We start from the raw sequence: 13,806 nt of genomic DNA on the forward strand, positions 1-13,806 counted from the left end.
AAACCAAGTCCGGCACCCATTTGACCCCAGAAAGGAACGCACAATGCCTGGCTTCGACCCCTTCCGCGACATCGACCGCCTCCTCGGCGACGTCACCCGCACCCCGGCCTCAGTCGCGATGCCCATGGATCTCTACCGCACCGGCGACGAGTTCGTCGCGCACATCGACCTGCCCGGTGTGGACCCCGCCAGCATCGACATCGACATGGACGGCGCCACCGTCACCGTCCGCGCCGAGCGCACCTCGCCCGCCCAGGACGAGGGCGCCCAGTGGCTGACCCGTGAGCGCGCCGTCGGCACCTTCGCCCGCCAGCTGACGCTCGGCCGCGGGCTCGCGGTGGACAAGATCAGCGCCTCGTACTCCGACGGCGTCCTGACCCTCACCATCCCCGTCGCCGAGACCGCGAAGCCCCGCAAGATCGAGGTACAGCACTCCGCGAAGATGAATCAGATCGAGGGCAGCGTCGAGACCGACGCGGCACAGCCTGAATCCTGACCGCGGACAACGACGGCGGGGCGCTCCACCCAGGGGCGCCCCGCCGTCGTGCGTGCCGGGTCAGCCGCGACCGTGACGGGTGGTCCACCCGGACAGGTCGGGTCCCTTGGGCACGATGCTGAGCGGGTTGAGGTCCGTGTGCACAACGTAGTAGTGCCGCTTGATCTGCTCGAAGTCCACGTTGGTGCCGAAGCCCGGCGTCTGGAAGAGGTCGCGGGCGTACCCCCACAGGTTCGGCAGCTCCGAGAGCTTGGAGCGGTTGCACTTGAAGTGGCCGTGGTAGACGGGATCGAAGCGCACCAGCGTCGTGAACAGGCGCACGTCGGCCTCGGTGATCGAGTCCCCCATCAGGTAGCGCCTGTCCGCCAGCCGTTCCTCCAGCCAGTCCATCGCCGTCCACAGCCGGTCGTAGGCCGCGTCGTAGGCCTCCTGGGACCCGGCGAAGCCACACCGGTAGACGCCGTTGTTGACCTCCGTGAAGACGCGCTGCATCACCTCATCCATCTCGCCCCGCAGGCCCTCGGGCCAGAGGTCCGGCGCATCGGGCTTGTGGAAGGACCGCCACTCGAAGAACAGGTCCTCGGTGATCTGGGGGAAGTTGTTGGTCACCACCATCCCGGTGGGCACGTCGACGATGGCGGGGACCGTGATGCCACGGGGGTAGCCGGGGAAGCGCCTCTCGTAGGCGTCCTTCAGGCGGGGGATCCCGAGCACAGGGTCCACCTCACCGGGATCGAGGTCGAAGGTCCAGGAGTCGGAGTCGTGCGTGGGGCCTGGGGTGCCCAGCGAGATCACGTCCTGCAGGCCCAGGAGCTCGCGGACGATGATGGCGCGGTTGGCCCACGGGCACGCGTAGGCCGCGACCAGCCTGTAGCGCCCAGGCTCGACGGGGTAGTCGTCGGTGCCCGGACGCGGATCGGCGACGATGCGGGTCTCGATGTAGCGGGAGTCGCGGGTGAACTCGCGTCCCTTGACGGAGTAGACGCCGCCTGCTGAGTGTTCAGTGTGCTCGGTCATGGCCCCAGGCTAGCCGCCGGTTCGGAGCCGCCAGGAACGGTCAGCCGCGCAGCCAGGCCCGGATGGTGCTGACCCGCTGGTCCACCTCCGCCTGCGAGGCCTGCGCCAGCGGCGGCCCGCCGCACTCTCGACGGAGGTCCGCGTGCACGTGGCTGTGCGGAACGCCCTTGTGCCGCGCGAACTGCGCCACCAGCGAGTTCAGCTCCTTGCGCTTCGAGGCGATCGCCCGGTGCAGAGCCACCTCGGGCTCGGCCTTCCGGTCGTCGCGTTCACGCCGCCGGAGCTGCCGACGCTGCCGGTCGGCGAGGAGGGCGCTGACCTGGCTTGGCTCGAGCAGGCCGGGCAGGCCGAGGTAGTCCTGCTCGTCGGCCGAGGTGGGCTCGGCATGCATGCCGAAGGCCTGCGAGTCGAACAGGACGTGATCGAAGGTCGCGGAGGATTCCAGCGCCTCGAACTGGCCGAGCAGGTCGTCGGCGGTCGTCTCGCTGCGATTGGCCTGCTCGATCAGCGCCTCCGTCTCGGCCCAGATGTCGACGTCGTCGCCCTTGGGCTTACCGAGGACGTGATCGCGCTGCCGCTCGAGGGTCGCGGCGTGGGCGAGCAGCACCGGGACCGTGGGGAGGAAGACGGTGGCCACCTCGCCCCGTCGTCGGCTGCGCACGAACCGGCCGACGGCCTGCGTGAAGAACAGCGGCGTGGAGGTTGCGGTGGCGTAGACCCCGACGGCCAGGCGGGGCACGTCGACGCCCTCCGAGACCATTCGCACGGCCACCATCCACCGCTCGTCGGACGAGGCGAACGTCTCGATGCGGGTCGTGGCCTTGGCGTCGTCGGAGAGCACGACGCAGGGCTTGCTGCCCGTGAGGTCGTGTAGGAGCCGGGCGTAGGCGCGCGCGGTGGTCTGGTTGGTGGCGATGACGAGGCCCCCGGCGTCGGGGACGTGGCGGCGGACCTCGCTGAGTCGCCTGTCCGCCGCGCGCAGCACCGCCGGGATCCATTCGCCGGTGGGCGACAGGGCGGTGCGCCAGGCGTGGGCGGTGAGGTCCTTGGTCATCGGGACGCCCAGGTCGGCGCCCAGCTCGTCGCCGGACTTCGTGCGCCACCGCATCTGCCCGCCGTAGTTCATGAACATCACCGGCCGCACGACGTGGTCGGCCAGGGCCTCGGTGTAGCCGTAGGTGTAGTCGGCGCGCGACTGCTGCACGCCGGGGGCGATGTCGTCATAGGCGACGAACGGGATGGGGTGGTCGTCCGAACGGAAGGGGGTGCCCGTCAGCGCGACCCGGCGGGTGGCGTGGGTGAACGCGTAGGAGATCGACTCGCCCCAGCTCTTGGAATCGCCCGCGTGGTGGATCTCGTCGAAGATGACCAGGGTCTCCTTCGAATGGCACAGCGCCTCGTAGACGTAGGAGCGGGCCGCGACCCCCGCGTACGTGACGGCCGACCCGTGGTACTCCTTCGCACGGCCCCGCCGCGACGACCCACCCAGCCCCGGGTCCAGCTGGATCCCGACCCTGGCGGCGGCGTCCGCCCACTGCACCTTGAGGTGCTCGGTGGGGGTCACCACGACGATGCGGCGCACCGTCCGCGACGACAGCAGGGTCAGCGCGACCCTCAGCGCGAACGTGGTCTTGCCTGCTCCGGGGGTGGCCACGCAGAGAAAGTCGCGGGGCTGGTCCCGCGCGTACTGCTCAAGCGCCGCGGCCTGCCAGGCCCGCAGCGACGACGCGGTACCCCACGCCGCCCGTTGCGGGAATGCGGGGGACAGGTGGTCCAGGGCGGAGGAAGACATACGGTCGGTGACTCTAGCCGCCGGGTGCGCCGTGACCCAAGCCCCGACACGCCGGGCAGGGCGTTCAGCCGGCTTTTCCCGCGCGGAGGGATTCGTAGGCGGCGAGCGCGCGGGCTCGGCCGTCGGCGAGCGAGATGACGGGCTCGGGTCGATCGGCGAGGTCGACGTGCCAGGACAGTGGGGCGGCCGCGGCGAAGTCCCGGGCGCCGTCGGCCTCCGGGGCGAGCCAGTGCGAGCGGTAGGCGGCTCGTGGGTCGAACTTGGTGGCCTGCGTGTCGGGGTTGAAGATCCGGAAGTAGGGCGACGCGTCGGGCCCGCAGCCCGCCACCCACTGCCAGTTCATCGCGTTGGAGGCGGCGTCCCAGTCGGTGAGCGTCCGCTCGAACCAGCCCAGCCCCACGCGCCAGTCGACGAGAAGGTGCTTGGTCAGGTAGCTGGCGGCGATCATCCGCACCCGGTTGTGCATCCGGCCGGTCGCCCACAGCTCCCGCATCCCCGCGTCGACCATGGCCACCCCGGTGCGGCCGCGGCGCCACAGCTCGGCCGCCTCCCCGTCGCCGTCCCAGGGGAAGGACTCCCACTCCGGGCGCCAGCAGCGCTCGCCGAGGGTGGGGGACTCGTGGAACAGGTCGCGGGCGAACTCGCGCCAGGCCAGCTCGGAGAGGAAGCCGTCCACGCCGGGTCGTCCCTCGTGCCAGGCCGGGAGACACCGGTGCCAGATGGTGCGCGCGCTGATCTCGCCGACGGCCAGCGCATCGGACAGGCCCGAGGTGGCAGGGCGCCACGGGTCGTCGCGGTGCGCCGGGTAGTCCTCGACGGCGCCGTCCAGGAAGTCCTCCAGCCGCTGCACCGCGGCCGCCTCCCCGGCGTCGACGTGGCCGGCCACCACGTCCCAGCCGCGGCGCATCGCCGCCCGGGCCTCGGGCCAGTCCAGCGGGTCCGACCACGGCCAGGAGTCGGGGGGCCGGAGCTCCGGTGGCGCCACGGGTGGACGGATGTCCAGCTGCTTGAGCGCCTTGAAGAAGGGCGAGTACACGCGGAACGTGCCGCCCGAGCCGGTCCTCACGGAGCCGCGCGGCACCAGGTCCGCCAGGGGATGGAGGCTCAGCCGGGCGCCGGCCCGGGTGACCGCGTCGTCGAGGCCGTCGTCGGCGGCGAAGGGAAAGCCGACGGTGGTGTGGACCGACTGCGCGTCAGTGTCGCGGATGACCGAGGCCAACACGTCCGTAGGGCGCCCCCGCCGCACCGTGAGCCTGCTGCCGTGGCGCCGGAGCTCGGCGTCCAGCGCGGGCAGGCTCAAGGCCTGCCGTTCGGCGGAGGCGGGGTGCGCGGCCGCCTCGTCGGGATCGAGGATGACGAGCGGCACGACGCTGCCCTCGGCGGCGGCGGCCACGAGGGCCGGATGATCCTCTACGCGAAGTACTCGCCTGAACCAGCAGATGGTGGTCATCGGGTATCGAAGCTCCTGTGATCGCCGCGGCCGGGGCGCGCGAGGGACGTGGGGCGAGTGTAGTGGCGGGGATCAGGAGAAGCGCAGGAGCTGGCCCAGGTCCTTGACTCCCAGCTCCTGGGCCAGGGCCAGGTACAGCTCCGCGCAGGCCAGGGCGTCGACCACGGCATCGTGGCCGCGGTAGTGCGGCAGCCCGGCGCGTGAGCGGAGCTTCCAGAGCCTCAGCGCGTCGCGGGGGTGGTCCTCGTCGAAGCCCAGTGCCCGATGCCCGAGCGCCATCGTGTCCACGGCGGGCAGCTCGATGCTCACGCCGTAGCGGAGGCGCACCGCGGCGGCCAGGAACCCCACCTCGATCGCGGCATGGTGGGCCAGCAGCACCCTGCCGGTGAGGCGTTCGAACACGCGGTCCAGCGCCTCGGCGCTGGGGATGGCGTCGGCGAGCTCGTCGTCGGTGATCTGGTGGATGACGGCGGACTGGCCCACCTCGTGACCGGGGTTGACGTAGAAGTTGGTGGCGGTGCCGAGCGGGATACTCAGCCCCGTCACGTCGATCATCCCGACCGAGAGAATGTGGTCGGCGGCCGGGGTCAAGCCGGTGGTCTCGAAGTCGACGGCGAGCAGGGCCAGCTCGGAGATCGGGGTGCTTCGTGGCACAGGCTCGGCGCTGAGGTAGCGGCGCAGCGCGCCGTCGGGCACCTTGTCCGCGGCCCCCGCGTTGGTGCGGCGGAACGGCCACCTCATGAGATGAAGTGCGTCTGGAACGTCACGGTGAGCGCAGATCGGGCCTTGCCGACGATCGAGAAGGCGTCGCGCAGGTGGCGGCGCTCGAAGTCCGACAGGTCCCCGGGATCGATGTGGCTGTCAGGCTCCTCGCCGGCGGCCACCTGCCTCCCCTGGTGCTGGAGGCGCGTGTAGCCGAGGAACTCGTAGGCGTCGAGCAGGTTGTCCACCTCGGCGCCGTGCTCGGCCGCGGCCAGCAGCCGCCCCCGGGTGGAGACCTGCGGCAGCCCTTTGTGCAGCGCGTGGATGCGGGCCACGTCGACGATGGGGTTGATGCCGCCCAGCTTGATGTCGAGACGGTCGCGGTGCTGGCCCTTCTTCTCGACGACGAGGCCGCGGAGGAACCCGATCGGCACCTCGGCGTCGTTGGCGTGCTTGGCCAGGTGGCCGAGGAACCGCGTCGAGGACGGCGCGGTCCGCAGGATGCGCTGCTGGAGGGCCGTGTACAGCGTGTGGTCGCCGTGGACGGGGCGCATGTCGAAGAAGATCGAGGAGTTGAGGACGGCCTCCGACGTGGGGGCCGCGAGCCAGGAGACGAATTCGCGGCTCCACGCCGCCAGCGGTTTGCGCCACTGCGGGTTGGTGGCCATGGCATCGCCCTTGCAGCGGGGAAAGCCGCACTCGACGAGGGCGGAGGTCACCGATTCGGCCAGCTGCTCGAAGTAGGGCGCGTGGCCGGGCTCGTAGTCGTCGCTGAGGATCAGGGCGTGGTCCTGGTCCGAGGCGAGCGCCTGTTCCCCGCGGGCCAGCGAGCCCAGCGCCACCCAGCAGTAGGGCACCGGGGGGGCGCCGAGCTGCTCCTCGGCCAGCTCCAGCAGCCGTTGCCACAGCGCCTCCGTGGTCCGGCTCACGATCCGGGTGATGTCCTCGGCGGTGGCGTCCTGGCGCAGGAGGCGACCCACCAGCTTCGGTACCCTCCCCATGACGCGCGCCAGCGAGGCAGGGTCCGACTGCCGCGCCAGGTCCCCGACCACGTAGAACGGGCTCGAGCGCTCCAACCGCATCAGATCGCCTGAGGTGACCATGCCGAGGACCCGGTCGCCATCCATCACCGGGAGGTGGTGGATCTTGTGCTCCACGAGGTTCAGCAGGACGTCCAGGGCGAGGGCGTCGTGGCTGATCGTGTGCGGCGCGGTGGACATGGACTCCGCCAGCGGCGACGAGGGTGCCACGGCCCGCGCGACCACCCGGCGCAGGTCCCGGTCGGTGAGGATGCCCACCAGGGCGTCAGCTTCAGTGACGAGGATGGCCGAGACGCGCGCCTCGTCCATCGCCTGGGCGGCCTCGCCGACGGTCGCGTCCGCCTGGATGGTGATGGGGGAGCGGGTGATCATCTCGGAGACGGGAACCTGCAGGACGGGGCCGCCCTCGGGGACCTGGCGGGTGGCATCGCTCAACCGCGACTCGGTGAAGTAACGCCGCACCTCCGGCACCGCGAGCAGCTCCCGGACCGCGTCCGGGGCGAACGACCACAGCAACGTGTCCTCGAGCGCGGTGAACGTGAAGCGGGACGGCCGCTCCTCGATGATGGACAGCTGCCCGAAGCAGGCGCCCTGCTCGTCGTGGTCGATGAGGTCGCCCCCGGCGTCGACGATCTCCACGGCCCCCGAGCGGACCAGGAACATCGCGGTGGGGGCGGAGCCGGCGGCGAGGATCACCGTGCCCCTGCGGACGTAGCGCCCGACGGCGCGCTTCGCGAAGGCGGAGATGCGGCCGGGAGGGAGCAGGGACCACGGCTCGCGGGCGGCCAGGAATTGGGTGATGTCGGCAAGCTCAGACACGGCGGATCCCCTTCGATCGTCGTTGCGCGCAGCCTACCCGTCGCCCCTGCGCCGGGCACGACTCGTCGTCTGAGTGAGGTCTCGGGTACCGGGAGGGCGCCGGGGTAGGGATGCGACGGCGTGTCGTGCACGGGGAGGGGGCGCTGGATAGGGTGAGGGGGAGTCTGGACGAGCCATGGAGGGCAGAGCAGTGTCGGAGATCGAGTCGTTCGCGCCGGGGTCGGGGCGACGGGTGCAGCCGAGGTCGCGGGTGGCCTCGGACGCCGCCGAGATCGACCTGAGCGGCACGTGGCGCTTCCGGTACTCCGCCCGGCCCGACCTGGCGCCCGACGGTGCCGCCGCCGTCGACCTCGACGACTCCGGCTGGGACCAGATCGACGTGCCGAGCCATTGGGTCCTTCAGGGTCGCGGCGACTGGGGCAGACCTGCCTACACCAACGTCAACTTCCCCTTCCCCGTGGAGCCCCCGCACGTCCCCGACGACAACCCCACCGGCGATTACCGCGTCGAGTTCGACCTGCCCGACGGCTTCGGGGACCGGGTGTTCCTGCGCTTCGACGGCGTGGAGTCCCTTGCCATCGCGTCCCTCAACGGCTCCCTGGTGGGCGTGGTGCGGGGGAGCCGGCTGGCCCAGGAGCTCGACGTCACCGACGAGGCCAGGCCCGGGCGCAACGTGCTCCACGTGCGCGTCCACCAGTGGTCGGCGGCCAGCTACGTGGAGGACCAGGACCAATGGTGGCTGCCCGGCATCTTCCGGCAGGTGACCGTCCTTGCCCGCCCCGCTGCCGGGATCGACGACCTCTGGCTGCGCGCGGACTTCGATCCCGAGACCGGCGAGGGCACCCTGATGCCGGAGGTGCGCGCCGACGCCGCGGCGTTCCCGGTCACGATCAGTCTCGACGAGCTCGGCCTGGCCCACACCTTCGAGGCCCCAGGAGACGTTGCGCCGATCCCGGTGGGCGTCGTCGAGCCGTGGAGCGCGGACCGGCCTCGCCTCTACGACGCCCGGGTGAGCAACGCCGCGGAGACGCGAACCCTGCGAGTGGGGTTCCGGCGCATCGAGATCGTGGGCCACGAGTGGCTCGTCAACGGCCGCAAGCTGCGTATCCGAGGTGTGAACCGGCACGAGTACGACCCCGACCACGGCCGGGTCTTCGATCGCGACCGGGTGCGCGCCCAGCTTCACCTGATGAAGCGCCACAACATCAACGCGGTGCGGACCTCGCACTACCCGCCCCACCCGGAGTTCTTCGAGCTGACCGACGAGGTGGGGCTGTGGGTGATCGACGAGTGCGACCTCGAGACCCACGGCTTCGAGCGCGGCGGGTGGGTGGACAACCCCACGGACGATCCCCGCTGGCGCGAGGCGCTCGTGGACCGCGTGATCCGGATGTTCGAACGCGACAAGAACCACCCGTCGATCGTCGCGTGGTCGCTCGGCAACGAGGCCGGCACCGGGGCCAACGCCGCCGCGATGGCCGCGTGGCTGCACCGCCGTGACCCCGACCGCCCCGTGCACTACGAGCCCGACTTCGAGGGCCGCTACACCGACATGGTCTCGCGCATGTACGCCACGGTGGAGGAGATGGAGGACCTGTCCGCCGGCACCGGCCGCAACCTCCGTGGCTCCGCGGGGCGCAGCGCCGTGCTCGCGGGCCGCCCCATGATCCTGTGCGAGTACCTGCACGCCATGGGCAACGGCGCCGGGGCGGTGGCCGAGTACGAGGAGCGCTTCGACGCGCTGCCCCAATGGCACGGCGGCTTCGTGTGGGAGTGGCGTGATCACGGGCTGCGCACCACGACACCCGACGGCGTGGAGTACTTCGGCTACGGCGGCGACTTCGGCGAGCAGCTCCACGACGGCTCCTTCGTCTGCGACGGCATGGTGCTCTCCGACGGGACCCCCACCACGATGCTGGCCGAGTACGCCGCGGTGGTGACCCCCGTGAAGCTCACCATCACAGACGAGGAGCTCGGGGTCGAGAACCGACGCCACGACGGCGACACCAGCGATCTGCGCATCGTGTGGCGCGACGAGCTGGACGGCCTCGAGATCGCCTCGGGCGAGGTGGAGATCCGGCCGGTGGCCCCGGGGGAGCTGGTCTGCGTCGAGCTGCCGCCGTTCCACGCCCCCGAGGCCGGGGAGCTGTGGCGCACCGTCGAGGCCGTAATGGCCGACGGCGGGCCATGGGCGCCGGCCGGCCACGTGGTCAGCCGGGTCCAGTCACTCCTCGCCGAGGCGCCGCCCGCCCCGCGACACCCGGTGACCGGCGAGACGCCCACGCCCTCCGGCGGCGTCTACAACCTCGGCCCCGCCGCCTTCGACGCGCGCACGGGCGACCTCCTGGAACTCGCCGGCCGCGATGTCCGCGGCCCGCGGCTGGAGCTGTGGCGGGCCCCCACCGAGAACGACTCGCTCGCGGGATTCAACTCCTACGTGGACGTGGAGGCCACCGCCTCGCGTGGCGTCGGCGCGCCCGCGCCGTCGTCGCTTGAGCAGTGGCGAGACGCAGGGTTGGACCGCCTGCACCGTCGTGTGCTGTCGGTCACCCCTGGTCCCGGCCGCCTCACGGTCCTGCATCGCTACGCCCCCGCCGCCACCAGGCAGGCGGTCACCGTCGAGCTGATCTGGTCTCTCGACGGCGACGACCTCCGGCTTGATGCCTCAGCCGAGCCGACGAAGGACTGGGAGGGCACGTGGCCGCGGATCGGCCTCCACTTCGAGCTTCCCCTCGGGCTCACCCGCGCGGCCTGGTTCGGCACCGGCCCGCACGAAAACTATGTGGACTCCTCGACCGCCGCCCACGTGGGGCGATTCCGGTCGATGATCGAGGATCTGGTGGTGAACTACGCCGTCCCGCAGGAGAGCGGGCATCGGATGGAGCTGCGCGAGCTGAGCCTCCCCGAGCTGGGCCTCGCCCTCCACACCGAGCGGGCCGGAGGGGAGCTGCCCGGCTTCTCCCTGCGCGCCCACGACGCCCACCAGGTGACGACGGCCCGCCATCCGCACGAACTGGGGGAGCCCACTGCCATGCACCTGTACGTCGACGCCCAACAGCACGGGCTCGGTTCCCGATCCTGCGGGCCCGACGTGCGGCCGGAGTATATGCTGCGCCCCCGCGCCGCCGCGTGGTCATTGAGGTGGGCCGCCGAGTAGCCCGCGATAGGTGGGGCCGGCCCCCGGCGGAGTTCCTACGAGGAGTAGTATCAATTCCATCGTTGGCGACACCGCGGTGGCCGGCTCCTGGACGGAACCGCCCCGGTGCTCGGTCGACGTCGCTCGCCAGTGAGAGACACTCTCGATCCTTCTCACAGGGAGCACCATGACGGCCTCGGCCACCCTCCGCAACACCGGCACCGCAGAAGACCCCTGGAGCGGCTTCCGCCCGGGGCCGTGGCAGCACAGCATCGATGTGCGCAGCTTCATCCTGAGCAACTTCACGCCGTACACCGGTGACGCCGCCTTCCTCGCCGGACCCACGGAGAAGACGCTGCGGGTCTGGGAGACCCTGCAGCGGGACTTCCTCAGCGTGGAGCGCGCCCGTCGCGTCTATGACGTCGAGACCCACATCCCCGGCGACGTGGACGCCTTCCCCGCGGGCTACATCTGCGGCGACGACGATGTCATCGTCGGGCTGCAGACCGACACGCCGCTGAAGCGCCCCATGATGCCCGCCGGCGGCTGGCGGATGGTGGAGACGGCCATCCGCGAGGCCGGGCTGGAGCCCGACCAGCGGGTCAAGGAGATCTTCACCCGGTACCGCAAGACCCACAACGAGGCCGTCTTCGACATCTACACCCCCCGGATCCGCAAGGCGCGCAGCGCGCACCTCATCACCGGCCTGCCGGACGCCTACGGTCGCGGGCGGATCATCGGCGACTACCGAAGGGTGGCGCTGTACGGGGTGGACCGCCTCATCGAGCAGAAGAAGGTCGACCTCGACGCAGTGGCCGGCCAGCCGTTCTCCGAGAACTGGGCCCGTTACCGCGAGGAGCACGCCGAGCAGATCAAGGCGCTCCAGAAGCTGAAGAACCTGGGCGACAGCTATGGCTTCGATCTCCGGCGCCCCGCCGCGACCTTCGTCGAATCCGTGCAGTGGACCTACCTCGCCTACCTCGCCTCGGTGAAGAGCCAGGACGGCGCTGCGATGAGCATCGGCCGGCTCTCCGGCTTCTTCGACGTCTACGCCGAACGCGACCTCGCAGCGGGCCTCCTCACCGAGGAGGGCGTGCAGGAGGTCATCGACGCGCTGGTCACCAAGCTGCGCATCGTCCGGTTCCTCCGCACGAAGGACTACGACCAGATCTTCTCCGGGGATCCCTACTGGGCCACCTGGTCCGACGGCGGGTTCGCCGACGACGGCCGCACCCTGGTGACGAAGACGTCGTTCCGGCTGCTGCAGACGCTGCGCAACCTCGGCCCCGCGCCGGAGCCGAACATCACCGTCTACTGGGACGCGGCGCTGCCGGCCGGGTACAAGGACTTCTGCTCGCTCATCTCGATCGAGACCTCCGCGCTCCAGTACGAGTCGGATCGGGAGATCCGGTGCCACTGGGGCGACGACACCGCCATCGCGTGCTGCGTCTCGCCCATGGCCATCGGCAAGCAGATGCAGTTTTTCGGCGCGCGGCTCAACACCGCCAAGGCGTTCCTGTACGCCATCAACGGCGGCCGGGACGAGATGACCGGCAAGACCGTGGTGGACGGCTATGCGCCCATCACCGGTGACCAGCCGCTGGACTTCGAGACCGTCTGGGCGCGCTACGACGAGATGCTCACCTGGGCCGTCGAGACCTACGTCGAGGCGCTCAACATCATTCACTACTGCCACGACAAGTACGCCTACGAGGCCATCGAGATGGCGCTGCACGACGACGAGATCGTGCGCACGCTGGGCTGCGGCATTGCCGGACTGTCCATCGTGGCCGACTCGCTCGCGGCCATCCGGTACGCCTCCGTCACCCCGGTGCGCGACGACACGGGCCTGGTGATCGACTACCTCACCGAGGGGGACTTCCCGAGGTACGGCAACGACGACGACCGCGCCGACGAGCTCGCCCAACTCGTGGTCTCCACCGTCATGGACAAGATCCGCGCCATCCGGCTCTACCGGGACGCAGTGCCCACCCAGTCGGTGCTGACCATCACCTCCAACGTCGTCTACGGCAAGGCCACCGGTGCCTTCCCCTGCGGCCACGCCGCCGGCACGCCCTTCGCGCCCGGTGCCAACCCGGAGAACGGGGCCGACACCCACGGGATGCTCGCCTCAATGATGAGCGTCGGCAAGCTCGCCTACGACGACGCACTGGACGGCATCTCGCTGACCAACACCATCACCCCCCAGGCGCTAGGCCGCACCGAGGGTGAGCGCGTCGCCAACCTGGTCGGCATCCTCGACGCGGGCATGGAGGAGGGGCTGTACCACGCCAACATCAACGTCCTGAACCGCGAGACTCTCCTCGACGCCATGGAGCACCCGGAGAACTATCCGCAGCTCACCATCCGCGTCTCGGGGTATGCGGTCAACTTCGTCAAGCTGACCCGCGAGCAGCAGCTCGACGTGCTCTCGCGGACCTTCCACGAGGCCCTCTAGGTGGCTGTGGCGTCCCCGGCGGCGCCCGCGGCGCGTCACGCCTCCATGCTCGGGGGAATCCCGACGGCGGAGGCGCTGGGCCGTTCGGAGCTCCTGGCCGCGCAGCGCGCCGGCGAGGTGGGCTCGGTGCACTCCTGGGAGCTGGTCACCGCCGTCGACGGTCCGGGCACGCGGATGACGACCTTCCTCGCGGGGTGTCCGCTGCGCTGCCTCTACTGCCACAACCCGGACACGATGGCGGCCTCGCGCGGGGTTCCAGTGCGGGCCGAGGACCTGCTGGCCCGGATCCGGCGCTACCGGGGCGTCTTCCGCGCCACGGGCGGCGGGATCACCCTCTCCGGCGGCGAGGTGCTCCAGCAGCCGGCGTTCGCGGCGCGGGTTCTGAGGGGTGCCAAGGAGATGGGCGTCCACACAGCCCTGGACACCTCCGGGTTCCTCGGCCGGCACGCCACCGACGAGCTGCTGGCCGACGTGGATCTGGTGCTGTTGGACGTCAAAGCGGGGGACGAGGCCACCTACCGGCGGGTGACGGGGCGGTCCCTTGCCCCCACTCTGGAGTTCGGCCGACGGTTGTCAGGGCTCGGCATCGAGACGTGGATCCGGTTCGTCCTGGTCCCCGGCCTGACCGACGACCCCGCCACCATCGCGCCGATCGCCGAGTATGCTGCCTCACTCCCCGCGGTCGGGCGTGTCGAGGTACTCCCGTTCCACCAGATGGGCCGGCAGAAGTGGGCGGAGGCCGGACTGGAGTACTCCCTCGCGGACACGCGGGCGCCGTCGCCGGAGATGGTTGAGGAGGCGCGGGCGCTGTTCCGCGGCCGGGGGCTCGTGGTGTACTGACGCTCCCCTGCTGAGGGACCCCGCGATTTGGCGCCTCGCCCCAGGCATGCCAGAAT

Annotated in this window: 9 protein-coding genes; 4 read left to right on the top strand and 5 right to left on the bottom strand. The window is 70.9% G+C overall.

The annotated features are described in order from the left end of the window. Window positions 1-43: 43 nt before the first annotated feature. Window positions 44-496 (top strand): Hsp20/alpha crystallin family protein, encoded by a 453-nt coding sequence (locus tag ACX1D1_RS06565; protein ID WP_182782363.1) that lies wholly within the window; start codon window positions 44-46, stop codon window positions 494-496. 60 nt (window positions 497-556) lie between these two features. Here ACX1D1_RS06565 and ACX1D1_RS06570 read toward each other — a convergent pair whose 3' ends face one another. The 5 genes from ACX1D1_RS06570 to ACX1D1_RS06590 form a co-directional block, all read right to left on the bottom strand. Beyond that, entirely contained in the window at window positions 557-1,513 is a 957-nt protein-coding gene (locus tag ACX1D1_RS06570) for a glutathione S-transferase family protein (RefSeq protein WP_182782364.1), read from the bottom strand. A gap of 40 nt (window positions 1,514-1,553) precedes the next feature. Further along, complete coding sequence (locus ACX1D1_RS06575) at window positions 1,554-3,305, bottom strand: DEAD/DEAH box helicase (RefSeq protein WP_459056377.1); 1,752 nt, start codon at window positions 3,303-3,305, stop codon at window positions 1,554-1,556. Between the two features lie 64 nt (window positions 3,306-3,369). Further along, complete coding sequence (locus ACX1D1_RS06580) at window positions 3,370-4,755, bottom strand: cryptochrome/photolyase family protein (protein WP_459056378.1); 1,386 nt, start codon at window positions 4,753-4,755, stop codon at window positions 3,370-3,372. A gap of 72 nt (window positions 4,756-4,827) precedes the next feature. Further along, window positions 4,828-5,496: an exonuclease domain-containing protein gene (locus ACX1D1_RS06585; RefSeq protein ID WP_459056379.1), complete on the bottom strand. Its 669-nt coding sequence runs from the start codon at window positions 5,494-5,496 to the stop codon at window positions 4,828-4,830. Then, window positions 5,493-7,316, bottom strand: coding sequence for a DUF294 nucleotidyltransferase-like domain-containing protein (locus ACX1D1_RS06590; protein WP_459056380.1), 1,824 nt, complete (start codon window positions 7,314-7,316; stop codon window positions 5,493-5,495). Before ACX1D1_RS06590 ends, ACX1D1_RS06585 begins: the two co-directional genes overlap by 4 nt. A 175-nt stretch (window positions 7,317-7,491) precedes the next feature. Between ACX1D1_RS06590 and ACX1D1_RS06595 the strand changes: the two genes are divergently transcribed. From ACX1D1_RS06595 to pflA, 3 genes are all read left to right on the top strand, one after another. Next, window positions 7,492-10,473 (top strand): glycoside hydrolase family 2 TIM barrel-domain containing protein, encoded by a 2,982-nt coding sequence (locus ACX1D1_RS06595; protein ID WP_459056382.1) that lies wholly within the window; start codon window positions 7,492-7,494, stop codon window positions 10,471-10,473. Between the two features lie 166 nt (window positions 10,474-10,639). Next, complete coding sequence (gene pflB, locus ACX1D1_RS06600) at window positions 10,640-12,910, top strand: formate C-acetyltransferase (protein WP_459056383.1); 2,271 nt, start codon at window positions 10,640-10,642, stop codon at window positions 12,908-12,910. Then, entirely contained in the window at window positions 12,911-13,750 is an 840-nt protein-coding gene (pflA, locus tag ACX1D1_RS06605; protein WP_370586117.1) for a pyruvate formate-lyase-activating protein, read from the top strand. It begins immediately after the preceding gene. Window positions 13,751-13,806 lie beyond the last annotated feature (56 nt).

This window comes from Tessaracoccus luoxuelianae, assembly GCF_054483915.1.